24 protein-coding genes and 1 tRNA gene are annotated in these 24287 nt (G+C 59.5%); 13 read left to right on the plus strand and 12 right to left on the minus strand.

Going from position 1 to position 24287, the window contains the following annotated elements; all coding sequences use genetic code 11:
* Positions 1-129: 129 nt before the first annotated feature.
* The 4 genes from AC2FM5_RS08035 to AC2FM5_RS08050 all read right to left on the minus strand — a co-directional run bounded on the left by AC2FM5_RS08035 (position 130) and on the right by AC2FM5_RS08050 (position 3892).
* On the minus strand, positions 130-1023 hold the full coding sequence (locus tag AC2FM5_RS08035; RefSeq protein ID WP_496734924.1) for a glycosyltransferase family 25 protein: 894 nt from the start codon (positions 1021-1023) through the stop codon (positions 130-132).
* A 75-nt stretch (positions 1024-1098) separates the two neighbouring features.
* A complete protein-coding gene (locus AC2FM5_RS08040) occupies positions 1099-1776 on the minus strand; it encodes a GntR family transcriptional regulator (protein ID WP_170357624.1) in 678 nt (225 codons plus the stop codon).
* Complete coding sequence (locus AC2FM5_RS08045) at positions 1773-2804, minus strand: Gfo/Idh/MocA family protein (RefSeq protein ID WP_170597958.1); 1032 nt, start codon at positions 2802-2804, stop codon at positions 1773-1775. Before AC2FM5_RS08045 ends, AC2FM5_RS08040 begins: the two co-directional genes overlap by 4 nt.
* Complete coding sequence (locus AC2FM5_RS08050) at positions 2801-3892, minus strand: isocitrate/isopropylmalate dehydrogenase family protein (protein ID WP_496734927.1); 1092 nt, start codon at positions 3890-3892, stop codon at positions 2801-2803. Before AC2FM5_RS08050 ends, AC2FM5_RS08045 begins: the two co-directional genes overlap by 4 nt.
* 131 nt (positions 3893-4023) lie before the next feature.
* Here AC2FM5_RS08050 and AC2FM5_RS08055 point away from each other — a divergent pair, with 131 nt between their 5' ends.
* From AC2FM5_RS08055 to AC2FM5_RS08115, 13 genes are all read left to right on the plus strand, one after another.
* Positions 4024-5031: a Bug family tripartite tricarboxylate transporter substrate binding protein gene (locus AC2FM5_RS08055; RefSeq protein ID WP_170580216.1), complete on the plus strand. Its 1008-nt coding sequence runs from the start codon at positions 4024-4026 to the stop codon at positions 5029-5031.
* 58 nt (positions 5032-5089) lie between these two features.
* On the plus strand, positions 5090-5839 hold the full coding sequence (locus AC2FM5_RS08060) for a hypothetical protein (RefSeq protein WP_170442557.1): 750 nt from the start codon (positions 5090-5092) through the stop codon (positions 5837-5839).
* Positions 5840-5843: 4 nt separating this feature from the next.
* A complete protein-coding gene (locus AC2FM5_RS08065) occupies positions 5844-7355 on the plus strand; it encodes a tripartite tricarboxylate transporter permease (RefSeq protein WP_496734929.1) in 1512 nt (503 codons plus the stop codon).
* Positions 7355-7642: a putative quinol monooxygenase gene (locus AC2FM5_RS08070; protein ID WP_170357618.1), complete on the plus strand. Its 288-nt coding sequence runs from the start codon at positions 7355-7357 to the stop codon at positions 7640-7642. The genes AC2FM5_RS08065 and AC2FM5_RS08070 overlap by 1 nt, the downstream gene beginning before the upstream one ends.
* The gene (locus tag AC2FM5_RS08075; protein ID WP_170445612.1) at positions 7639-8436 is read left to right on the plus strand and encodes an N-acyl homoserine lactonase family protein; all 798 of its coding nucleotides are present in this window, start codon (positions 7639-7641) and stop codon (positions 8434-8436) included. Before AC2FM5_RS08070 ends, AC2FM5_RS08075 begins: the two co-directional genes overlap by 4 nt.
* Positions 8433-9662, plus strand: a complete 1230-nt coding sequence (gene otnK, locus AC2FM5_RS08080) for a 3-oxo-tetronate kinase (RefSeq protein WP_496734931.1) — start codon at positions 8433-8435, stop codon at positions 9660-9662. The genes AC2FM5_RS08075 and otnK overlap by 4 nt, the downstream gene beginning before the upstream one ends.
* Positions 9659-10303 carry a 3-oxo-tetronate 4-phosphate decarboxylase gene (otnC, locus tag AC2FM5_RS08085; protein WP_496734933.1) on the plus strand — a complete coding sequence of 215 codons (645 nt, stop codon included), beginning with the start codon at positions 9659-9661 and terminating at the stop codon, positions 10301-10303. Before otnK ends, otnC begins: the two co-directional genes overlap by 4 nt.
* A 183-nt stretch (positions 10304-10486) precedes the next feature.
* Positions 10487-11551: a glycosyltransferase family 4 protein gene (locus AC2FM5_RS08090; protein WP_496734935.1), complete on the plus strand. Its 1065-nt coding sequence runs from the start codon at positions 10487-10489 to the stop codon at positions 11549-11551.
* 153 nt (positions 11552-11704) lie between these two features.
* Positions 11705-12295 (plus strand): TetR/AcrR family transcriptional regulator, encoded by a 591-nt coding sequence (locus tag AC2FM5_RS08095; RefSeq protein WP_496734937.1) that lies wholly within the window; start codon positions 11705-11707, stop codon positions 12293-12295.
* The gene (locus AC2FM5_RS08100) at positions 12292-12552 is read left to right on the plus strand and encodes a hypothetical protein (RefSeq protein ID WP_496734939.1); all 261 of its coding nucleotides are present in this window, start codon (positions 12292-12294) and stop codon (positions 12550-12552) included. Before AC2FM5_RS08095 ends, AC2FM5_RS08100 begins: the two co-directional genes overlap by 4 nt.
* A gap of 18 nt (positions 12553-12570) precedes the next feature.
* Positions 12571-13734, plus strand: a complete 1164-nt coding sequence (locus AC2FM5_RS08105; protein ID WP_496734941.1) for an aromatic ring-hydroxylating oxygenase subunit alpha — start codon at positions 12571-12573, stop codon at positions 13732-13734.
* Between the two features lie 301 nt (positions 13735-14035).
* Positions 14036-14299, plus strand: coding sequence for a hypothetical protein (locus AC2FM5_RS08110; RefSeq protein ID WP_496734943.1), 264 nt, complete (start codon positions 14036-14038; stop codon positions 14297-14299).
* A gap of 38 nt (positions 14300-14337) precedes the next feature.
* Positions 14338-15399 (plus strand): 2Fe-2S iron-sulfur cluster-binding protein, encoded by a 1062-nt coding sequence (locus tag AC2FM5_RS08115; RefSeq protein WP_496734945.1) that lies wholly within the window; start codon positions 14338-14340, stop codon positions 15397-15399.
* 131 nt (positions 15400-15530) lie between these two features.
* Here the strand turns inward: AC2FM5_RS08115 and AC2FM5_RS08120 are convergent.
* The 8 genes from AC2FM5_RS08120 to AC2FM5_RS08155 form a co-directional block, all read right to left on the minus strand.
* Positions 15531-15620: transfer RNA gene (locus tag AC2FM5_RS08120), tRNA-Ser, on the minus strand.
* A 159-nt stretch (positions 15621-15779) separates the two neighbouring features.
* Positions 15780-18224, minus strand: coding sequence for a DUF3772 domain-containing protein (locus AC2FM5_RS08125; RefSeq protein ID WP_496734947.1), 2445 nt, complete (start codon positions 18222-18224; stop codon positions 15780-15782).
* Positions 18224-19258, minus strand: coding sequence for a cysteine synthase A (locus tag AC2FM5_RS08130; RefSeq protein WP_170338935.1), 1035 nt, complete (start codon positions 19256-19258; stop codon positions 18224-18226). Before AC2FM5_RS08130 ends, AC2FM5_RS08125 begins: the two co-directional genes overlap by 1 nt.
* Positions 19259-19327: 69 nt before the next feature.
* Entirely contained in the window at positions 19328-20443 is a 1116-nt protein-coding gene (locus AC2FM5_RS08135; RefSeq protein ID WP_496734951.1) for an NUDIX domain-containing protein, read from the minus strand.
* Positions 20444-20464: 21 nt separating this feature from the next.
* On the minus strand, positions 20465-20905 hold the full coding sequence (locus AC2FM5_RS08140; RefSeq protein WP_093961876.1) for a TrgA family protein: 441 nt from the start codon (positions 20903-20905) through the stop codon (positions 20465-20467).
* 17 nt (positions 20906-20922) lie between these two features.
* On the minus strand, positions 20923-22131 hold the full coding sequence (locus AC2FM5_RS08145) for an SAM-dependent methyltransferase (protein WP_170357606.1): 1209 nt from the start codon (positions 22129-22131) through the stop codon (positions 20923-20925).
* Positions 22132-22200: 69 nt separating this feature from the next.
* Positions 22201-23625: a cryptochrome/photolyase family protein gene (locus AC2FM5_RS08150; protein ID WP_496734954.1), complete on the minus strand. Its 1425-nt coding sequence runs from the start codon at positions 23623-23625 to the stop codon at positions 22201-22203.
* Positions 23626-23670: 45 nt separating this feature from the next.
* On the minus strand, positions 23671-24287 hold a 617-nt coding region (locus AC2FM5_RS08155; RefSeq protein WP_496734956.1), incomplete at its 5' end, for an aminotransferase class V-fold PLP-dependent enzyme.

Raw genomic sequence — 24287 nt, forward strand, 5'->3', positions numbered from 1 at the left:
AAACCCCAAAAAATCGCGCAATAACACTGCGAGGTTATATCAAATCGAGAGTTTTGTTAACGTTTATGCACTTTGCGACTGGCGCGGATGGTTGGAACCGCTTGGTTTTTCACCACTGGCTCAAAGACTTCAGGACCAAGGGCGCACGATCAGATCGTCGGCACAGGGAATGAAGTCTACCATGCCGCCGCGCTGGACAAGCCGCTCCTGACCGCCCAGCTTCCATTTCAGTTTTCGGCCGGCCGACTGAAGCTCGCGCCGCAGCCGAAACCACGTAGGGCCCTTGTCCAATCCGCTGTTTGTGGCTGCGCTTTGGGTTCGTTCGCTGCTTTTGACCGGTTCGTCGATCTGCTCCTGCCGTCCCGACCAGATCATCTGGACACCCACGGCCGGAAAGCACTGAAACATGTTCCAATCCCTGCGCGGCAAGGACAGAAAGTCATCGAGATGGTCAGAATATCTCTGCGACCATGCCAACAATTTGCGGCAGCCTGCCTGTGACAGAACATAGGCCGCCGCACTTGGCGCCATTTCCAACATTGGGCGCACGCGGACATTTCCGATCCCGGTCTCCGGCCCAAAGCGCAGTGACCGGGGCGAGTAATCCAATTTGACGCAATCATAGGCTTCCGGGTGGTTCAGCACTTCGGTGATCACCCGGCCAGCGCCAGAGGACATTTCCACATCATCCTCAAAGACGACTGCGGCTGGAAGGTTCCGATCGACGATCCGTTGCCAAACCGATCTATGGCTTTCGAAACAGGCGATTTCGCTGGTCGTCAGACCCCAGCGCGTTCCCGTTCCCGCGACATATCCGTTTTGCTCCAACGCGCCTGGCTGACTGGCATCCGTGGCGCTGATCCTATGTGCACCCACAAGGCCCGCCTTCAGAAACTGCGCTTCCATGAACGCTCGGCGCTCGGGCACACGGTCCAGATTGATGTAATAGACGCTGTCGCCTGCCATCTGCTGGGTTATCTGCACCGGAAGTCCTTTCGCATCGCGCGCCGCTTTATTGGCCATATCCCCAGTTGGGACCGGAAGTCCAGATTGCACCGCCGGCAGATCTACGGCCAGCGGGGTGAGCGAACTGACTGGCTAAAGCTTGTTCAGCCGATGCTTTTCCAAGATGTCGATGATGACGGATTTGGCATGCAGCCGGTGCTGGCGATGCCGGTCGCGCGCCACATCAGGTTTGCCGTCGCGGATTGCCGTATAGACCGCACGGTGATCCTCATTCGACTTGACCGGCAACGGGCGGATGAACAGGGTCGAGGCCCGCGCCCTGCGGACCTGGTCGCTCATCATGGACACGATGCTTTCCACCCGCCGGTTGCCACCCAATCGGACAAGCTCGCGGTGGAACAGGTCGTCGGCCTTGGCCCATGCCTCCAGGTCTTCGTCACCGATGGCGCGATCCATTTGGGCGATCGAGTCCGCCAACGGCTGAAGGTCTTGCTCGGAAAATCCGGCCTGGGCCGCGCGTTCGGCTGCAAGGCTCTCCAACTCGGTCAGAATGTCATAGATCTCGCGCATGTCATCCGGAGATACCGGCAGGATCCGCACCCCTTTGCGCGGCCGCATTTCCAGCAGGCCCTTGCTTTCCAACATAAGCGCTGCTTCGCGAACCGGCGTGCGCGACATCCCCAACTGCTCGGCCAGTTCGGTTTCCAGATGGTCGGTGCCGGCGGCCAACTCTCCGGTCAGGATCATCCGCCGCAAGTCCCGCACCGCGCGTTGAGTATTCGAGAGAGCCTTGCCGGTCTCGTTTTTCATTCGGCCTCCAAAACGATTTTCCTGCCCTCCGCATCAGATCTGTAGATCGCCTGTTCAATGCGGATAACGTCCAGATAGTCCGGGCCAGTATTTTCCAAATGCGTTCCATTTAGAAGACCGGATATGACATGCTGCTGCAATGCGTGCACGCAATCGCCACCAAAGCCCTCCCATTTATCGGGTGCAAGCAACTGCTCTCTGCTCTGGCTGCCGAATTCCCGCAGCCCAACGGCGCCAAAGCCATCCATCGTCAGTGTTCCGCCAGTGCCTTCGATCAAGGCCTCCCCCATGGTGCGGCGCAGATTGTCCGAGGTATGATCCAGGTTCCGGTTGCCATCGAATACGGCCCTCAAGCCGTTTTCGAACTCAAAGATGACATAGCCTGCGTCCTCTCCGGCAATGACCGGGTTTATCCGCCGCAGATCGGCATAAACCGAGATCGGATTGCCGAACAAGAACCGGAACGTATCGACCCAATGCACCGCCGTTTCGTGGATCAGAAAACGAGGCATTTTCTGAAAATAGGGTTGCCGATCAAGATAGGCGCGCGGCCCCTGCCCGTCGCCCGGGCGCAGCCGGAACGTGGCCTGCAACGGCGTCCCGATATCCCCGCGTGTCAGGGCGTCCTTCATCACCCGATACCACGGCTGAAAGCGAAAATTCTCGTGGACAACGACGGTGGCTCCGGCATCCCGAGCATCCTGCAGAACAGCCTCTGCTTCTGCCAGAGATCGACAAAACGGTTTTTGGCACAGGATCCAACTCACACCTGCGTCCAGCGCGGCACGAATTGCGTCGGCATGACCCTCAGGCGGCAGGATTATGTCCAACAGCTGGGGAGATTCCCGGGCCAGCATCGACGGCAGATCATCATAGGCAGGCAACCCAGTGGCGGCCGCCTTCTCGAGATCGCGATCACATGCGGCGACCAGTTGAGCCTGCGGTATGCGGCGCCAGCTGCCATAGTGGAACTGGCTGAAATAGCCGGCGCCGACACAGGCGACACGAATGAACTGCTGGCTGCTCACGCCGAAAACACCCTGTCCGCCACCGCCCGCGCTGCGGCCAGCGTGTCGGCTTCTCCGCCAAGATCACGGGTCAGAATTCGGCCCTCGGATACGACGCTGTCGACTGCCGCGTGTAGCCGTTGCCCATCGCGCGACAACGCGGGGTTTTGATGCCGCAACCCAAGCCATTCCAGCATCATCGCCGCCGACTGGAACATGGCAAACGGATTGGCGATGCCTTCCCCGGCAATGTCAGGGGCGGATCCGTGACAGGGCTGGAACACCGCATGATCCAGACCAATGTCAGCCGAGGGCGCCAGCCCCAGCCCTCCCATCAGACCGGCCCCAAGGTCAGACAGGATGTCTCCGAACATGTTTTCCGTGACAAGAACATCAAATTCCCAAGGCTTCTGAACCATCCACAAGGCCGTTGCATCCACATAGGCATGATCCGCAACCAAATCCGGGTGACGCTCAGCCTCGGCATCGAACAGATCCCGAAAGAATGCAAAGGCACGGAAGACGTTGGCCTTGTCCACACAGGTGACACGACCCCGACCCTGCCCGGATGCCTTTCGGTCATGCGCCAACTGGAAGGTAAACCGAAACAGCTTTTCGCAGACCTCTCGGGTGATCAGCAGCGTCTCGCGCGCCTCGTCCTCGGTCACTTCTCCGCACCCCTGGGTGTGAAACAACCCCTCAGTACTTTCGCGGATCAGAACAAAGTCAATTTCCTTGCCGGGCGGCAGGGCCAACGGTGTTGCTTGCCCAGCTCTCACCCGCACAGGGCGCACGCCGGCAAACAGCCCCAGCGCCTTGCGGAGGTCGATCTGAGGTGAAATCTCGGTCCCATCCGGGTACCGAACGTCCGGCAAACCCATCGCGGACAGTAGAATGGCATCCGCCTGCCGCGCCGCATCCATTGACGTTTTCGGAAATGATTCTCCGGTTTGCGCATAGTGGGCTGCCCCGGCCGGAACCTCCCGAAACTCAAGTGTATAGTCCTCGGTCTGCTCAGACAGCTGCGCAAGGATGCTTAGCGTCGGAGCCATGATTTCCGGGCCGATCCCGTCCCCGTGGAACACTGCAATCTCTAGTTTCTCGGCCATCTGCGCCCTGCGTCCTTTTCCTGTGTTCTTGCGTTCGACCTTAAATCAATTCCGGTCGTTGACAACGCATTGTGTAACGTATACGCAATTTAATGCAACAATAAACACATCACTGCATCTGGGAGGAAAAAATGAAGTCGAAAATCGCAAGGTTGGCCGCGGCCGCCCTATTGACGGCAGGTGCCGCAGGGCTCGCCAGCGCACAGGAATATCCGTACCGGGACATTACCACCGCCGTCGTCTGGGGCGCCGGAGGCGGTACCGACACCATCAACCGGATGATCATGGCCGAGATGGAGAAACACCTGCCGGTATCGATCAACGTGATCAACCAGACTGGAGGCGTGGCGGGTTCAAACGGAATGGTCTACGTCATGAACCAGCCTGATGACGGCTATACGTTGGTCGGACTTTCCGAATCAAACGTGACCGCCGCCGTCCAGGGCGGCTGGGACAAAAAGTTCGACTACTGGTATCCGTTCATCGTTGGCGGCTCGCCTGATTTGATCTCGGTTCCCGCCGACAGCCCCTACAACAGCCTTGAAGAGTTGGTCGACGCGGCGAAGGCCGCGCCCGGAACCATCCCCGCGGCAGCCTCGGGTGCGGGATCCATCCACCACCTGAACCTGCTGGCCATCGAAAAGGGCTCGGGCGCCGAGTTCAAATTCGTCCCCTACAAAGGCTCAGCTCCGGGGCAAGAGGCCGCCATCGCCGGTGAAGTTGCGCTGGTCGTGACCTCGCTGGCGGAACAGGCCCCGCTGATCGAGGGCGGACAGTTGCGCCCTCTGGCGATGCTGACACCTGAAAACGCGGAAATCGCGGGAATGACCGTTCCTTCGGCCTTTGGCATCTATATCGGGCTCGACCAGTATTTGCCGCTGAAACAGGCAATCGGCTTTGCGGTCCACAATTCGGCAAGCGACGATGTAAAGGCAAAACTGGCGGATGCGTTCCAGAAAGCCATGGCCTCGCAAGCCGTGGCCGATTGGGCCGCAGCAAACAATTATGACATCGGCGGACAGTACGGACCCGAGGCGCAGAAGCTGTTCTCGACGCTGGAATCCACCTTTGCATACACCCTGCAAGATCTGGGCGCGACGACCGTCGATCCGGCCTCTCTGGGCATCGAAAAACCCTGAGCGACAAACGATCTTGGGGGCGCGGTTCCGCGCCCCCTTTTTGCACGGGAGGGCAACGTTGGAAAAGGCTGAGGACATTCTGGTCCTGCGCGCACGGGATTTCTGGGCGTCGCTGGTTTTAGGGGCAACATCGGTGTTCTTCCTGTGGAAGACCATGGACATCCCGCTGTGGGGAGAAAACAAGGCAGGGGTCAGCGGTACCCAATGGTACGACTCAGCAGCCATTGTTCCGTTGTTCATCTTTGTGGGCCTGTTGTGCCTCTCGATCGCGCTGTTCGTGATCTCGGTCCGGTCCGGCGGGGCGCGGCACGCCCTTGGTGCGGCTGGCATCGGCTGGAACCCTGACGAAGCATTTCGGTTTTCCACCATTGGCCTGATCCTTCTGGCCTATGTGGGCGGGCTGGTCCCGCGCGTCGATTTCATCCTGTGTTCCGGCCTTCTGATTACCGCTCTCATATTTGGGTACTACGGCGGGCACCCGCGGCGCGCGATGATCGCTTGCGGCGCCGTTTGCCTGGCTGGGTTCACATCCTGGTTGCTCTACCCTGCTCAAGCCGACTGGAACGCACATGCGGACGACTGGATCACGTTGGGCATATGGGTCGCCTTGACGATCCCGGTTTTGGTCAAGGCCCGGTCCGAGCGGCTTTTGCGGGTTGTTCCCTATATAGCCATCCTCGCGCCGTTTACCCTGGTTTGCGCCATGGCCTTCGGATTTCGCCAGAATGTTCCGGCGCGCGGTGGCCTGCTGTTTCAACAAATCGAGTACCACTATTACGTGACGCTCCGCCCGATCTGGAAAGGCTAAGACCATGGAGTTCGTCTTGTCTCAGCTGGCGGGTTTCGGCCATGCCTTCGCTGCGCTGGTCGCCGATCCGCTGACCTATCTCTATCTGGTTTTTTCGGTCTTTCTGGGCATAACATTCGGTGCCCTGCCCGGCCTGACCGCGACCCTTGCCGTGACCATTCTGACCGGATTCTTCGGCAACAAGATCCCGCTGGATTACTCTTTGATCGCGCTGCTGGGCGCATATGTGGGGGCGATTTACGGCGGGTCCTATCCCTCGATCCTGCTGAACATCCCAGGCACCGCCGCCAGCGCCGCCACCGCAATGGACGGTCACCCGCTCGCCAAGGCCGGACGCGGAGGTGAGGCGCTTGGATTGACGACGACGGCCAGTTTCATCGGGACCATTATCGGCACACTCACGCTCCTGATCTTCGTCTGGGCACTGCTGCTTGTTTCAAAGAACATCGCAAGCCCGGAAAAGGCGCCACTGGCCCTGTTCGGTATCCTTCTGTCTGGCACGCTCATGAGCGAGGACCTGGTACTCAAAGGGTGGATATCCGGTCTGATCGGGCTTGCCATGGCCATGGTCGGACTTGACCCCTTGCTGTCCGAACCCCGCTACACTTTCGGCTGGTCCTACATGCTGAGCGGGTTCCAGGTGGTGCCCGTTCTCATGGGGGCCTTCGCGATCCCTCAGATCATCGAAGGCCTGCGCCATGTCGAAGCCGGCAAGGTCATGGCTCTGAAAGGCTCGATCCTGCCAAATCTCTCGACGGTCCGCCGTCACCTGCCCACCATCGGCAGGTCCGGCGTGATCGGCACCGGCGTTGGTGCCCTGCCGGGCGTCGGCGAGGACGTTGCCGGATGGGTCAGCTACGGTGTCGGCAAAACCGTTTCGAAGGATGGGAAGAACTTCGGCAAAGGTTCACTGGACGGGCTTTTGTGTTCAGAGACAGCCAACAACGCCTGTATCGGCGGCGCACTGATCCCCCTGTTGGTGCTGGGCATCCCCGGCTCACCACCCGCGGCCGCGCTGCTGGGGGCGTTCAAAATCAACAACGTCATCCCCGGCCCAACGATCGACCCCGAAATCATCCTGCGGGTCGTGGCCATCCTGGTGCTGGCATCGTTGACGATGTTCCTGATGGGCCTTTTCACCGCGTGGGTCTTCATCAAGATTCTCAAAATCCCGCAAACTGTTTTCTTGCCCGTCGTGATGGTTCTGACCACGATTGGTTCATTCAGTGTGGGTGGCGGCATCAATGACCTTTACCTGATGCTGGGGGTCGGCTTCGTCGCGTATTTCATGAACCTGATGAAATATCCGATTGCGCCACTGGTCATCGGCGTCATCCTTGGCGGGTTGTTCGACGAGACATTCCGCCGGTCACTGTTCCTGTCGGATGGTGATCTGTCAGTATTTGTTTCTCGACCCGGAGCAGCAATTCTGCTGGTGTTGAACCTGGCGCTGATCCTCAGCCAATTGCCTCCGGTCAAACGCCTGTTCGCCCGCCTGAAAGGAGCGCCCGCCTGATGTATGCCGTCACCGTAACCTTTGAGTTGAAGCCCGGGACACGCGAGCGTTTCCTGCCTCTGATGCTGGACAACGCGCGCACGTCGTTGAGCGACGAACCCGGGTGTCTGCAATTCGACGTCTGCGCAGGCGACGATCCGGCCATCGTTTTTCTGTATGAGATCTACGCGAACGCCGACGCGTTCAGGATCCACTTGGACAGTCCGCATTTCAAGACATTTGATCTGGCGGTTTCGGATATGGTGGTCCGAAAGCAGGTCAACACGTTCTCCGAGGTCATGCGATGAACGACTGGGAAGTCTATGCCATCAAATATGCGGACAGAAATGCCCGCACCCGCGCTGACAGCTTCATTTTGGATGACGATCACGCGGCCCCTCATGCCATGGACTACTACCTGTGGCTGCTCAGGCGCGGCACGCAGGTCATTCTGGTGGATACCGGGTATGACACCGACGAAGGGCTGAGCCGCGGACGGCCTATTGCCATGGATCCGCGTGAAGCCTTGCTGCCTTTCGGGATCGCGCCAGAGGCCATTCAGCAAGTGATCGTCACGCACCTGCACTATGACCACGCAGGGGGTCTGCACCTGTTTCCAAACGCCACGTTGCATATGCAGTCGGCCGAGATGGCCTTTGCCACGGGTCCCTGCATGTGCCACGACACTCTGCGCGCGCCATTTTCGGCCGGTCATATCTGCGAGGCGGTCAAGCGGCTTTATTCCGGCAAAGTGGTTTTCCACGACGGCGACGCCGAGTTGGTCGACGGTGTCACGGTCCACTGCATCGGCGGCCACTCCCGCGGGCTGCAATGCGTACGGGTCCGGACCGCCAGCGGCTGGATGGTATTGGCGTCGGACGCATCGCATTACTACGAGAACTTCATGGCCCGAAAACCATTTCCCATTGTGGTCGACCTGCAGGACATGCTGGACGGCTTTGACAAGCTGCAAAGCCTCGCGTCTGCCCCTGGCCTGATCATCCCAGGCCACGATCCGCTGGTCCGGTCCGTTTTTGCCCCGGGACCAGCCGACCACATCAACCGTTTGGACACGGGGCCAATCAGAGAGATCAAACTATGAAGATCGGAGTCATTGCCGATGATTTCACCGGCGCATCCGACATTGGCCTGACCCTCGCTGAGGGCGGAATGCGCGTCAGCCAGTTTGTTGGCATCCCAAAGGGCCACGCGGACCAGGATCTTGATGCGGCCGTGGTTGCGCTCAAGTCACGCACGGCCCCGGTTGACGAGGCGGTGCGCGACAGTCTGGCGGCCTGTGACTGGCTGCTGTCCCAGGGTGCGCAGCAAATCGTCTTCAAGGTCTGTTCGACCTTCGACAGCACTGCAAAGGGCAATATTGGTCCGGTTCTGGATGCGCTGTCGGAAAGGCTGAACGCTCCGACCACAATCGTCTGCCCGGCTTTTCCTGAAAATGGGCGCAGCGTCTACCAAGGGCACCTGTTCGTGCAGGACAAGTTGCTGAGTGAAAGCGGCATGCAGAACCATCCGCTGACTCCGATGACCGACCCTGATCTCCGGCGTCTGCTGGCCGCTCAGTCCGCCCGTCCGATTCATCATGTGGCCGCCTTGGTGGTCATGCAGGGGGCTGCAGCCATTCGGTCTGCCCTGCCTGCCAAAGGCCATACAATTGTCGACGCGATCCGCGACGCAGACCTGCTAGAAATCGGCAAGGCTGCCCACGATACCCTGCTCCTTTGCGGCGGGTCCGGGATCGCGCTTGGGTTGCCAGAAAATTTTGGCTTCAAACCGCGACACCCACAGTGGGACGGCGTGTCCGGACCCGGCATTGTGCTGTCAGGATCCTGCAGTCGCGCCACCCGAGAGCAAGTCTCGCGCTACCGGGACATCGCCCCACACCGCGAGGTCACCGCGCGGGACGCGGTCAGCGGCTCGATCTCGGTGGAAGAATTGGTCAACTGGGCGCTCGAGCAGAAACAACCGCCGCTGATCTACTCTTCGGCCGATCCACAAGTCGTGAGGCAAGCACAGGACTGCTTCGGCAAGGAAAAGGCATCTGCAGCCATCGAAAACCTGTTTTCCGATCTCTCCCGCAGCCTTTGGGCCGCGGGCTTCCGCCGGATGGTCATTGCAGGGGGTGAGACTTCGGGCGCGGTTGTCCAGGGCCTGCGCGCACAACAGTTGCAGATCGGCCCCCGCTTGGCCGCCGGCGTTCCCATGGTACTCCTGCCCGGCACCCCGTCCGTTGCACTGGCGCTGAAATCGGGCAATTTCGGCGGCCCCGATTTCTTTGCGGACGCCTTGAACAGGATGGAGCAACAACAATGAGCGAGGCGGCCAAGCTGCGGGAAGAAATCTGTCTGCTTGCAAAGTCGATGTTCGACCGGGGACTGACCTGCGGCGCGTCGGGCAACATCTCGGCCCGGCTGTCCGACGGAACGATCCTGGTTACGCCGACCGGCAGTTCGATGGGGTTTCTCGACCCGGCACGGATCAGCCATCTGGATGCCCGGTTTCAGCACATTGATGGCGACTTGCCGACCAAGGAAGTCCCGCTGCACTCGGCCTTCTACGACACAAGGCAGCAGACCGGGGCTGTGGTCCACCTCCACTCGACGCATTCGGTGGCCTGGTCCATGCTTCCCGAAGTTGACCCCGAAGACGTTCTGCCACCGCTGACCCCGTATTCAATCATGCGGGTCGGTCGGGTGAAATTGCTGCCATTCTTCCTGCCCGGCGACCCAGAAATGGGAAATGCGGTCCGCGGACTGGCCGGACAGCGCAGCGCGGTGCTGCTGGCCAATCACGGCCCTGTGGTTGCCGGCAAAGATATCTGGGCGGCCAGTTTCGCAATGGAGGAACTGGAGGAAACCGCAAAACTCGCCCTGTTGACCCGGGGCCTGAACCCTCGCCAGCTAAGCACCGAACAGATTTCAGCCCTGTACGACATGACAGGCCGCAGCAAGTAGCCGGTTCGAACACCCGCTGCTCTGACAACACGCTTTGCGGTCCAATCGGCCGGATTTCGGCTATTGTCGCCAGCTTTTGCGTCCATTTGTGGCAATGATCATCTCAAGCTTGCTCAATTACCCTGCGCAAATTACCATTTTCGGCGGGGGACTGTGTCGTTGAATGGTTTAAAGCTGCTTTTTGTGCAGGCAGGGTTCGGTCCGGGTGGTGCGGAAAAAGTCATCGCCATGTTGTCGAACCATTTCGTAGAACGCGGTTGCGAGGTTCACGCAACGGCGTTCAGCATGCCGGAAAACGGTCCCTATTTCTCGATGAACGAAAAAGTGCGGACCAGCGCGCTGTCCGGCAGGCGCGGACAGTTCAATAGGATCACGCACGTCCGTTCTGTCATTCGCGAACTACGACCCGATGTCGTGATTTCGTTTCTGACCAAAGTTAATGTAATCACCCTGATCGCCACACTGGACTCCAAGCTGCCGGTCATCATTTCGGAACGGAACAACCCACGTCTGCAGGACGCACACCCCGGATGGGCGCGACTGCAATCCGTTCTGGGCCGAAGGTCGAAGGCTGTCGTTGCATTGACGCAAAAAGGTCTGGCGGATCTGCCCGGCCCGCTCCGCCGTCGCGGTCGGGTCATACCGAACCCGATCGAGCCTTTCACACGGGCGCAGGTGTCGAACTCCGAAAAAGCGCGTCACCTGGTCTCGGTCGGTCGCCTGGTTCCGCAGAAAGGTTTTCATCTTCTTCTGGAAACCATGGCCAAGATCCATGCCGAGTGCCCATGGACCACCCTGACGATCTACGGTGAAGGTCCCGAGCGTCCCGCACTCGAGCAATTGCGCAAGTCTCTCGGTCTTGAGGGCTGCGTTCATTTGCCAGGCAACACGGCCCGGGTCGGCGACTGGGCCAACGACGCCGATATCGTGGTTGGGTCTTCGCTGTATGAAGGGTTTCACAATGTTGTCGCTGAAGCCGTCGTCAGCGGGATCCCGGTCGTCTCATTCGATTGTGACTATGGTCCGTCCGAATTCATCCGCCACGGACGAAATGGCTATCTGGTACCGACCGGCGACGTCACCGGACTGGCAGAAGCCGCCATTCGTCTGATCAATGACCCGACGGCCCGCGCGGGAATGGCAAACGAATCCGATGAGTTAAGGGCGCTTCTTTCTCCAGAGAGGGTCTACTCCGCGTGGGAGAACGTCGTCGCGGACGCAGTTGCGCGAAATGGTCGTATGATCTGACGAGACCCGACACGGACGACCATCCGATCATACCAAATCCTGAGCAGGGACAGGCTGATTTTGGCCTGCCCTCAACCCTGCTTTTGTTAATTTTCATTATTGAAAATTTATCCGTTGTAGTTATTTGTCAAAAATGACAATAAAGGAACCCCAATGCCCCGGCCTACGCTCAAAGACCAACGATCCGCTGAAATACTCGATGCCTACCTGACCTGTGTGGCCCGTTTCGGATTGGAAGGCGCAACACAAGAACGCATCGCGGCGGAGGCTGGTGTCAAACGGCCCTTGTTGCGCCACTACTTGGGAAACCGGGATGACATGACGGCGGCATTGGCAGACCACGTGATCAACGCTTTTGCCGAAGTTACAGAGGCGGTCTCGGTTCACTTCGGGTCGCAGGGTGAGCCATCTGAGTTGATTGATGCCCTGTTTGACGACGGGCACGGCCATGATCCCCGGCTGATGCTGGCATGGCAGGCTTTGGCAACGGCCGCAGAACGCATTCCTGACCTGGGCCCCAAACTGACCCAAAGCTACGCCGACTTTCTGGCCGTCATCGAAGGCAATCTGGCCCGCGCCTATCCTTCGGCACCTGCCGAACGCATTCGGGCGGTCGCCCATGGAGTTACTGCTTGCGCTCAGAACATCGACGCGCTTGTCCCGATTTCGCCACCGGATCAGTGGCGCGACGATCTGAAAGCGGCGGCGCTGGCGTTGGTTGCAAGGTTGGAGAGTGACGCATGATCAATCTCCCCAGACTGATCAACTACGCAGCCCTACCCGTTCTTTTGGTGGCCACATGGCTGGGGCTCCAATGGCCCTGGGGGCTGGTATTCCTCTGGTGGGCCATACCGTCGATCCGCAGCGGCCAAGCTTTCCTGATCAATACCGTCAACCGCGAAATCGATCCACTCCTGTTCTGGACCGTTACTGTTCTTTGGATGGTCTTCGGCGGCCTGATGGTTACCGCCAACATCGCACCGGCCGACTATCCGGCCTGACTGGTCTGAGAGGTTTTCATGACACGAATGTATCACCGGCTTCCCGCCTCTGCCTATACAGCGCAGGACTGGTACGGCCGCGAGCAAGAACTGATCTTCTCTCGCACCTGGCGATATGCCGGGTTTGCCGAGGATGTACCCGAGCCCGGACATTACATCTCGGTCCAGGCAGGTTTGCACAACATCTTCGTCGTAATGGGGCGCGACCGTCGGCTGCGGGCGTTCCACAACATCTGCCGTCACCGCGGAACCCAATTGATCCGTGCAGTGGGCAAAACACAGAAGGCACTGACCTGCCCCTATCACGATTGGACCTACGATCTGGAAGGCAACCTGATCTCGGTCCCGGATGAAAACCGCGAATATCCTGACGGCATCGACAAATCTTGCCTCGGGTTGAAACCCGCAAGCGTCGATCTCTGGCGCGGGATGATCTTCGTGCACCCTAACCCGCAGGCGCCGAGCCTTGCGGAGTGGTTCGGGCCCGTGGATCCGTTGCTGGGCCCGCACAAGCCCGAAGAATTGGTCGAATACGGCGAAGCCCGCCAAAGCTATGAGATCCGCGCCAACTGGAAGATCGTGGTTGAGAACTACATCGACGTCTTCCACCTGAGCCACCTGCATTCGAACACGCTTCACATGTATGACCACGGTCGCGCCGAATACGGCTGGAAAGGTCCACACTATCATTTTTGGGAGCCGCCCGCGTCAGACTATGCCCGCGCGCTCGAGAAAAACCTGCCCACTCCGCGGGTAATCCCGAAACCGCATGTTGGCGCCTGGGTGCCGATGCTGTTTCCGGGCATTGGCCTGGCAGGCAGTGAAGACAGCTGGAACATCTTCATCATCACGCCGCTTGCGCCCGACCGAACACGCGTGGAAAACCGCACCCGATTGGCCAGCGCGTCGGCGTGGGAGTACTCGCGGCAGCAATGGTCTTCTTACGCGTTCTGGCGTGACTTCGGTGGCACGAAATACAAAGGCGACCACGCGTTGGGCAAAGATGATCCGATGGCCTCGGGCGATTTCACGACCGAAGATGTCTATGCCTGCGAACAGCAACAGAAATCCTTGGCAAGCCCGTTGTTTGAAGTCGGCCCCGCCTCTGTCGGAGAAGGCCCGGTTTTGCAGCATCAGCAAGTTGTTCTGGACTTCATGGCGAAAGCTGATGCTGAGACATGACCAGGCCCAAAACACTCTCTCCAAACGCCATCCCTGGGCCGGCACCAATCATCCCGCGCCCAATTGCCCAGAACACAAAGGTCATCCCGTGATACTCCGCATTCTTGCCACCTTGGCTGGGATCGCCCTGGCAGGCGGACTGGCTCTCGCCGCGCCCGGCAGCGACCCGAAGGCGGTTGCCGAACGTCAGCTCTCCGCCCCCGACTCCCAGTTCGCCTGGAGCGACTGAGATCCCGAAGCGATCCACACGATCAACGTAAAATATGGTCAGGGCCAGCCGGATGATCACTTTAGCTATTCGGTGGCCGATTGGGCCCAGCGAAAGGGCGACACCGGCTTTGAATCTTTCCCAGCGCTGCAGGGATATGTGGAAACAGACCGCTCACCCCCGCGGATCGTGATTACGGAAGAGCCGGGCAGCGCCACGGCAACAGCGGTCACCACAGTCAAGTACGACTGGCAGGGTCACGCAGGTACGATGGCGCAAACCGACCGCTTTTCGCTGACGCGCAAAGGCCGAAAATGGGTGATCCGCTCACTGCACACCACCATGGATTATCGCTGACTGAAGATGGCCGTCTTTTGCTCAGGAAAGGACCACTCGTGACCCGAAAATTCTTCCCCTTGTCCGTGGCTGAAATCCGGCCTGAAATCGGTGGCGAAGCAACCACCGTCGTGCTGGACGTACCACCAGCCCTGACTGAGCTGTTTCGCTGGTCCCCCGGCCAACATCTGACACTGCGCTTCGGCCTGAGCGGGAAAGAGCAGCGACGCTGCTACACCATCTCAAACCCGCCAGACGAAGCGCTGCGGATCACCGTGAAACGCGTTTCCGAAGGATTGGTGTCGAACCATATCGGCGACACCCTGCGCGCCGGAGATACGGTCGAGGCGATGCCACCCTTTGGCCGCTTCACGCTGGAACCCAACGCAACTGCACGACGCACCCACTACTTTTTTGGCGCGGGCAGCGGACTGACGCCGCTTTATGCGATGATCCGAGCCGTGCTTGACCACGAGCCACATTCCGTCGCCCATCTAATCTACGGCAACCGGTCCGAGAATGAGATTCTGTTTCGGGAAACGCTGGACGCCCTTGTCGAGGCCAACCCATACCGGTTCACCTTGCGCCATGTCTTGTCATCTCGATCGCTGTTGAGCTGGTTCAGCCCTTGGCGAACCGGCCGCGTTGACACGGATGCGATCAAGGCGGCAATCGACGAGACGCCCCCCATCGCGCAGGACGTCCAGTATTGGATCTGCGGCTCTGGCAGCATGAACTCAGACGTCCGGGCAGCGCTGAACGCGCTGGATGTGCCCGATTCTCGCATCCACATGGAAAGCTTCGGCGCCGACCCAGTTCAGGACATGAACCAATCCGGCATGGCGGCCACAGCGAGGGTGACGCTGGATGGGAAAACCCGCGATGTGCCTATCGAGGCTGGGCAAACGATCCTGGAGGCCGCCATTGCAGCGGGTCTGGCGCCGCCCTTCAGCTGCCAGTCAGGCGTCTGCGGTGCATGCCGCGCAATTCGGACAGAGGGTCAGGTTCAAATGCGGGCGCACATGGCCCTCGATCAGAACGACATCGCACGCGGTGAAGTTCTGACCTGCCAAGCCGTTCCCAAAAGCAAAGAACTGGCCGTGCAGTTCCCCGATACGTAACAATCCCGGTACACCGCCTCACCGCCCGGCAGTACGGATCCCAGCGCACAACACATGTTCGCCCAAGGTGTCCGGGCCAAAACACTGCCGATCCCGCGCGGTGCGCAAAAACTGTGGGTATTCAAGGTGAATGGCGGAGAGACAGGGATTCGAACCCTGGAGACGGTTTCCCGCCTACACACTTTCCAGGCGTGCGCCTTCGACCACTCGGCCACCTCTCCGTGCCGGCGATATTTGGACCAACGAACAGGGATTTGCAAGGGCCGATTGCGCGGAAATCCAGGGGATCCGCAAGTTGCCTGAAGCTCCCCCACACCAAACGATTGAGCGGGGTCGCTTCGGTCTCGTCCAGCCGGCGAGATGTTGCTGTAGTCCTCTGACTACAGCTCTTCGCCGTTGTCTGTGTCCATGTCCGCCTCGGTCAGGCCCATCGGCGCCGAGCTTGAGTCGTCGGTTTTCACAGGCTCCTGTTGATCCGGCTGTTCGGGCTTCGCTGCCTTGTTGGCCGGTTGCACCAGAACCTCGGGGTTTCGCAGCCAGAGATCGCGCTGTGCGAATGGAATCTCGATCCCTTCTTCGGTAAAGCGCCGGTTGATTTCGTGGTTCATGTCCGACTTTACGGAAAGCACCCAATTCACGTCACGCAGGATGGCTCTGATTTCGAAATCCAGCGAGTCCGCGCCAAACCCCTGGAACACGACGTTGGGTGCCGGGTTGGCCAAAACCATCGGATGCGCATTCGCGATTTCACCCAGGATCTTCTCGACCTTGCGAGTGTCGGTCCCATAGGCGACGCCAACCGGAACGATGACCCGTCCGATGGTGTTGCCGCGGGTATAGTTGGTCACCACGCCGCTGATCAGGTCCGAGTTAGGAACGATCACATCGGTCCGGTCAAAGGTTTCCACCCGTGTCGATCGCACCGAGATGTCGCGCACATAGCCCATCATCCCGTTGACATCGATCCAGTCCCCTTTTGCGATCGGCCGTTCGACCAACAGGATGATGCCCGATACAAAATTCGACACGATTGTCTGCAATCCGAAACCGATGCCCACGGACAACGCACCCGCGACGATCGCCAGTGACGACAGATCAAAACCCGCGACAATGATCGCGGCCAGCGCCGCAAGGAAAATTCCCACGTAGCCCGTTCCTGCGACGATCGCGTTCTGCCCACCCGGATCGATGCTGGTTTTTGGCAGCAATGAGTTGCGCAAACCGCTCTGCAGCAGTCTGGTCAGCATGTAACCGATCGCAAATACGGCCACGAAAGTCAGGAAGTTGCTGGGCGAGACCGTCACGCCGCCAATGTCAAAACCCATCAGAAGCCGGGACCACGCCTCGCGCAGGTCCGAGTCGCGCGCGCCCCAATACAGCGCCAGAATGGGCAACGACAGAATGGCCAGAACGAACCCGACCAGCACCGAGAACAACGAGTCGCTAGCCGCGTCGCCCTGCCCCGTCAACCAGCCATAGATCGAGCTGATGAACCGCTGGAAGATGACGATGGCCGTTATCAGGACCAGCGTTTTGACCGATGGGAACACGATCGCTTCGGCGGCATTGGTATAGCCAATGGCAGCCAGGACAACGCTTGCGATGCCCAGGAAAAACAGCGCCCGACGGAGCAGCTCGACCAGCTGACTGAACCCGGCCGCCCGTGTCGACTGGCCCTGCTCAGACTCGTCCTCAGAACCTTCGGGGCGGCGGATTTGGCGGATCCGCAGCAGCAACAGGGCTGTCACGAGTATCACCGGGAAGCTGACGACGGCGCGAGTAGCCTCAGAGGTGTTTTCGATCCGTTCGAACAATTGGCCCAGTTCATGCAGGATCAGCATCAGCGCGAGCAGATCCAGATAAACCCGCAGTTCCTTGATCGTATTTGCCGACAGGACTTTGAAACCCCGTTCTTCGCCCATCAAATAGACCTGACGGCCGATCCAGTCGTAAAACAGGATGATCGCGGCCCAATACGGAATTTCCTGGATCAGCAATGTGCCGCGCAACCCCGGCACTCCGGTCATGACCACCGCCTGAACGATGAGGGCAACCCCGAACCACGGCAGGATGATCCGGAACAGCGACACGACGAAAGTCCAAACGCCTCGCCCGGAGCCTCCGAACCGCCGCAGATAATCCCCAGCTTTCTCCGACCATGATCGCCCGAACAGCAGCAGGATCGCGGCCACCGCGAGCAGAATACCGATGGCAAGTCCGCTCTCTTTCAGCTTTTCGCGGACAAGGGCCGAACGCATGTTGGCCTTCGTCTCGTTCATCAATGCACGGCCAGCTTCGGTTACGTCCACCCAGGCAGGCGCCCAATGCGCCGGGTTGAGCGGCGATGGCCCGCGCTCAAGAAACTCTTTCCGCTGCCGTTCACGAATGATCTTGTCGATTTCGCTGATCAGGCCGTTGGCACGGCTATAGGCTTCTTCCGAGATGATCCGCGGCACCTTCAGGCTGTTGAGTTGCTGCTCGAGGTTCTCTCGCAAGCTGGCGATGTCTTCGGGTTCCGAAGATCCGTCATCGGGTTTGGGCCCCAATGCCTTGAGCTGGCTTTCCAGCGTTTGAATGCGATCCGTGTTCGCATTTCGGGCGCGATTGAAGTCGTCCCGATAACCACTTATTTCAGCGCGCAATTTCTCCATCGAAGCATTCGATGCCCGATTGGCTTCGATCACCTTCTCGGCACGCTCGGCGGTGCTGAGCCAACCCTGGTAGTACTCGCTCTGACGGTCGGTCAGCTGCGCCGAGGCTCCGCCTGCGACGCCAAATGCGACCACAAACGCAAATGCCAGTAAAACCAGAAACCGCCGCAGCATCATACGTCCTCAAAAACACCCGGAATGCTGCGCGGGGCCTCGGTCATCCACTCTGGAACCGGCAATTCTTTTTCACGCAGGAAGTCGGGGTTGAACAGTTTCGACTGGTAGCGCGTGCCATAGTCGCACAACACGGTGACGATGGTGTGACCCGGACCCATTTCCTTGGCCAGCCTCACGGCGCCGGCAATGTTGATTGCGGTGGATCCACCCATGACCAACCCCTCTTCGCGCAGAAGATCGAAGATATAGGGCAACGCTTCGTTGTCCGTAATCTGGTAGGCGTGGTCGGGCTTGAACCCTTCAAGGTTTTTGGTGATGCGGACCTGGCCGATCCCTTCGGCGATCGAGCCACCCTCCATCGCGATTTCACCCGTCGTGTAATAGGAATAGAGACCGGCACCCATCGGATCGGCGATACCGATCTTGACGCCCTTGGGCTGCAAAGCCTCGGCCACACCGGCCAGCGTTCCGCCGGATCCGACCGCGCAGATGAATCCATCGACCTTGCCGTCAGTCTGCTCCCAGATTTCCGGGCCAGTGGTCTCGACATGTGCCTGACGGTTCGCGACGTTGTCGAACTGGTTTGCCCAAATCGCACCATTGGGTTCGGTCTTGGCCAACTGCTCGGCCAGTCGCCGAGAGTAATGCACAAAATTGTTGGGATTCCGGTAAGGTGCAGCGGGAACCTGAACCAGTTGAGCCCCGGCGAGGCGCAGCATGTCCTTCTTCTCTTCGGATTGGGTTTCCGGGATGACGATCACGGTTTTGAACCCCATCGACGCGCCGACCAGCGCCAGACCGATGCCCGTGTTGCCCGCCGTCCCCTCGACAATCGTCCCGCCGGGCTTGAGATCGCCGCGCGCAATGGCGTCGCGAATGATGAACAGCGCCGCGCGATCCTTGACCGACTGACCGGGGTTCATGAACTCGGCCTTCCCAAGGATTTCGCACCCGGTTTCTTCGCTGACACGGCGCAGCCGGATCAACGGAGTTTTTCCTACGGCGTCAGCAAGGTCTCGTGCAATGCGCATGGCACCCTCTTGTAAATTGGCGTTTTTGCAGATGTACAGGTGCCCTGCGCCGACCACAAGGCGGGATAGTCATCCCCGCAACCGATCGCGGTTGCGTGCCAACCAATGCGCCAGGGACAATAGAGGAAGGTCCTTGAAGACATGCCGGTCAACCATATCCATGAATTCGGCATATGGCAGAATCCTGCTGCGAATGTCCTCCCCCTCGGTCGCCAAGCCACCATTGTTGATCGAGGCGGTGAGGTCTCCAATCCCAACATAGAGGTGGATGAATTCGGTGGAAGATCCGCTCGAAGAATAGGCGCCACCTGCATATTCGAGCCGCGAGAACGACACCTGCGCCTCCTCCATGGCTTCCCGGTGGGCCGCCTGTTCAGGGGTTTCTCCGGGGTCGATCATGCCGGCGACCGGTTCCCACATCCAAGGCTCGGGGTCATCGATCAAGAATACCGGGGTTCGGAACTGCTCAACCAGAAGGACCGTATCTCGCAGGGGATCATACGGCAGCACCACGACCGCAGCACCCTGCATCAAGCCATTCCTATTGAGAACCGGCCCCATCGACCCATCGTATCGGCGGTGCTGCAGTTCGATTTCTTCCATCCCGAAATAGTCGATATATGCGCGCGTGTGGCGGTGCACGATCACATCATCGTGAACGCTGCGTCCATCCCCGGTTTTTCGTTGCTGCGCCGCATGTTTGGCCCACGCCCGGGTACGAATGGCGGAAAAACTGCGCGCGATCCGAGAAGTATCGACCTTGCCGAAATACCCCATGACCTCATCCGCAGCCAAGAGGGTCATCGCGCCCCACTCGGAAACCCACTTTTCCAATGACCAGGGATCGGCCGGCGTCCATAACCCGGGGGCGGGAAAGAAGACTTGGGCGGAAACGGGCGATCCGCCCTCAAGGACGACCTCCTTGACATGCAGGTCATAGTCGAACCCACCTTCGTAGAAGGCCAACCGTTCAATGTCTTGCGCAGATAAGTTCTGCACCAAGATACCCCGTGCCGCTGCGCCGGGCGCCTCAAGGATCATCGGAAAGGCTTGGTCCTGCACCGCGTGAACCGCATGGTCCAGCAGCATCGCCGGCTCGGCCGCAAGATCCTGACCCGAGCGACCCAAAACAAGTTCAAGCAGCGGCAAATACCGCAATGTGCCGTAGAAAAACAGATTGGTCATCGTAGGCTCGTGACTAGGGCGTCAGTTCCAGCGCCGCGAGGCGCCTTCGGTAAACAGGCCGGACAGCAGAGCACCAATCGCCAAGGTCGCGATGATCTCGGGCGAGATCAGTTGCTTGCCGAAATCCACACCGATCTGGAAAATGGCCAGCAATGCCTCGAATGGCCCGTCATAGCGGTGACGCATCGCAAGCCGGAACATCTCGTACGTGCCCTGAACGAACAGGCCCCAAAACACCAGAGAAACCACTCCGGTCAGGCCATTGTTCACGGCTGCAGTCCAGCCGCGGCCAGCCCGTTTGCCCATGATGACCCAACCACACAAAAAACCAAGGACCAGGTTCACATAGGTAAAGTAGCCGTAGTCCTTTCCCTCTTCGCCGTTGTCGATGATCATGCCGGACACAAGGAAAGCCACCACCATGAGACTGAGCGCGGCAACAAGACGTGAGGCTGTCGGCATTCCGATATTTCCGTGTGTTAGTTGGGTTTTGCTACGGTGATCTGTGTCACATCGCAATTGCCCGTGTCAAAGGCTGCGCCGCAAGCGGTCAAATAATAATTCCACATGCGGCGGAAACGCTCATCAAAGCCCATCGCAGCAACCTGGTCCCATTTGTCGTTGAACGTGTCGTACCAGCGCCGCAGGGTCAGGTCATAGCTTGGGCCGAACTCCTTCGACTTGACCACATCCAGACCGGCCTGCTGGATTTCCTGCCTCAGCACCGTCGGGGCCGGCAACATGCCGCCCGGAAAGATGTATTTCTGGATAAAGTCAACACCGTTCTTGTAGACGTCCCAGCGGCGGTCGGCCACTGTTATGATCTGAAGCGTGGCCCGTGCGCCGGGCTTCAGCCGGTCGCGGACCGTTTGAAAATAGACCGGCCAGTACTTTTGCCCAACGGCCTCGAACATCTCGATCGACGCAATGCCGTCATACTGCCCACGCTCGTCGCGATAGTCCTGCAGCTTGAAGGTCACCTTGTCGGAAAGCCCAGCTTTTTCTATGCGTTGCGTCGCATACTTCAACTGTTCTTGACTGATGGTCAGGCCTGTGACCCTCAGGTCTCTTTCTTTAGCGGCGTATTCAGCAAAGCCACCCCAACCGCAGCCAATTTCAAGGATGTGGTCGCCCGGCTTTGCTCCCATCTCGTCCACCAGGCTGGCATATTTGGCCGTCTGAGCCTTTTCCAGACTTTCCTGACCGGTTTCGAACAGCGCGCTGGAGTAGGTCATCGTCTCGTCCAGCCAAAGGCTGTAGAAATCATTGCCCAGATCGTAGTGGTACGAAATGTTCTTTTTGGCCTGCTTTCGGTTGTTCCGGTGCAGCCAGAACCGCAGGCGCTCATAGGCCTGAACCAAAAACTTGCCAGTGAAATCATCATACACCGTCTCGGTGCCCAGATGGACAAGATCCATGAAGGCGCGCAGGTCAGGTGTGCTCCACCCACCCTCAAGGTAGGCGTCGGAAAATCCGAGCTCGCCTTCACGGATCAGCCGCGCGAATACATCCGGGTCGTGAATATCAACGCGGGCGACAGGTCCGGGCTTGGCGCCTTCGTTGCGAAAAATGCGCCCGTCCGGCAGCGCGATGTCCAGCCGTCCGGACTCCATTCGCTGCAGCATCTTGAAGACCTGCGAAAAATATCTGGGCAGGCTTTTCTGCCCCTCTGTCGTCGTCAGGATCATCCGCTCTCCCCTGTGCGGTGGTCGGAGCAGGCTAGGACGGGATTCCGTTTCTGGCAAGTTTTCAATTCCTTACTGGTGTTTTCGGCCTTCGTAGGCGGCAAGCGCCCGCTGTCGCCCAACCTTCAGATCCACGACCGGATCAGGATAGGCATCCGTCGGAGACAGTCCCCATGACACCGGCACCGCATCGAAATAGGCAAGCGCCGTCTCGGGTGGGTTCTTTTGTCCTTCGGCCAGCCACCGGCGGACATAGGCGCCCGTGGGGTCAAACTTCTCGGCTTGGGTCTGCGGGTTGAAGATACGAAAGAACGGCGAGGCATCCGGCCCCGACCCGGCAACCCACTGCCACCCCATAGCATTCGCTGCCGGATCCCAATCGACCAGACAGTCCGCAAACCAATCCATGCCGATCTTCCAGTGCGTCATCAGGTGCTTGGTCAGGTAGCTGGCGACGATCATTCGGACGCGGTTGTGCATCCGGCCAGTGACATACATCTGCCGCAGGCCCGCATCTATCACCGGTATCCCCGTTCGCGCCATTGTCCAGGCTCGAACTTCGGGGGTGTCCGTGTCGGTTTTCCACGGAAACGCATCCCATTCCGGCTTCCAATTCGCGCTCAGTAGATGCGGCGTATGGTACATCAGGTGATATGCGAACTCGCGCCAGACGAGTTGGCGCAAGAAGCCCTCGGCCCCGGATGAACCGGAAAACCCTGCGCTCTGGACCCGGTGCCAGATGGTTGCCGGGCTGATCTCGCCCAACGAAAGGTACTCGGACAGTCCCGATGTGCCGTCATCGCCCAGATCGTCGCGTTTTGCTGGATACGCGTCGAGCCGTTCGGTGAATTCGTCCAGCTGCGCAAATGCGGCGGCCTCGCCCGGTTCGACATGAGCCCGAACGACCGCTGCGCCACGACGCATATCCGCGCCAAGGTTCCAGGCCTCAAGCCCGTCCGACTGCGGCCATGATCGGGGTGCCGCGATCCGCGACGGTGCAGGCTTGGGAGCGTCGACCTCTCTCCCTCGCACAGCCCGCCACATGGGCGTAAAAACACGAAAGGGCTGACCCGCCTTTGTGGCGACCGTCCATGGCTCGAACAAAAGATGCCCGGCAAAAGACTTGGCGGATACGTCCTGCGCGGACAACGCAGCCTTTATCTGAGTGTCACGCCCGATGGATTCGGGATCATAGGCCCGCGACCAATAAACATCAGTTGCCCCCGTTTCCCGTATCAGGTCTTCAAGCGCGGCCAGCGACGGGCCGCTTCGCAGGATCAGCTTGCTGCCCTTGCGCTCGAGGCCGTCAGACAATGCGGCAAGGCCGAGGCCCAGCCGCCATTTCGGAGCCGCGCCCAAGTCATCGACCAGCTGATCTCGCAGAAAAACAGGTATCACAGGTCGCCCTGTCTGCGCGGCCGCAGCCAAAGCCGGATGGTCAGTCAGGCGTAGATCACGCCGGAACCACAAAATGATTGGTGACTGCTCTTTGTCCATTTCCGCCCCGTTTTCATATGTCTACGGGGCGGAACTGTTACCGGATCACAAAACCCGGTCAAATGCTTCGAGCAATTGGTCGATCTCGTTTCGCGAGGTGTAGTGGGTGAAACTTACCCGTAGAACACCTTGCTCCAGGTCGACACCCATGGCGGTCAGCGGGCGAACCGCATAAAAATCACCACCGCCGGCCATGATGCCGTGTTTGGACAGATCGGCCGCCACGCTTTCCGCGTCGCGGTTGACGGCCAAGGCCACGGTCGGAGCCCGGCGTTCGGCATCGGACGGGCCGATCAGGCGCACCGCGTTGCGATCCTTGAGCGCGTCCAGAACCGGCTGCAGAAGCTCAACTTCGTGCGCACGCATCAGGTCGTGGACAAAAGCACCACGCGCGGAAGCCCCCGAAGATGGGCCGCCGTGGTGGTCGCAGAGTTGTTCGACATAGTCGGCCATGCCGGCGCTGGCGGCAATCTGAGCGTGGTCCGGGCCGGCCGGTGTGAACCGCTTGTACAGCACGTCTCCGTTGAAGAAATGCCCCTGATTGGGCAGCAGCTCGCCCAGCGTGCGCCGGATCACCATGCAGCCCTGATGCGGTCCGTAGGTCTTGTAGGACGAGAACAGGTAGATATCCGGCCCAAGGTCCCCCACGTTCGGGAAGCCGT

The sequence above is a fragment of the Ruegeria sp. BHSA162 genome (genome assembly GCF_059613385.1).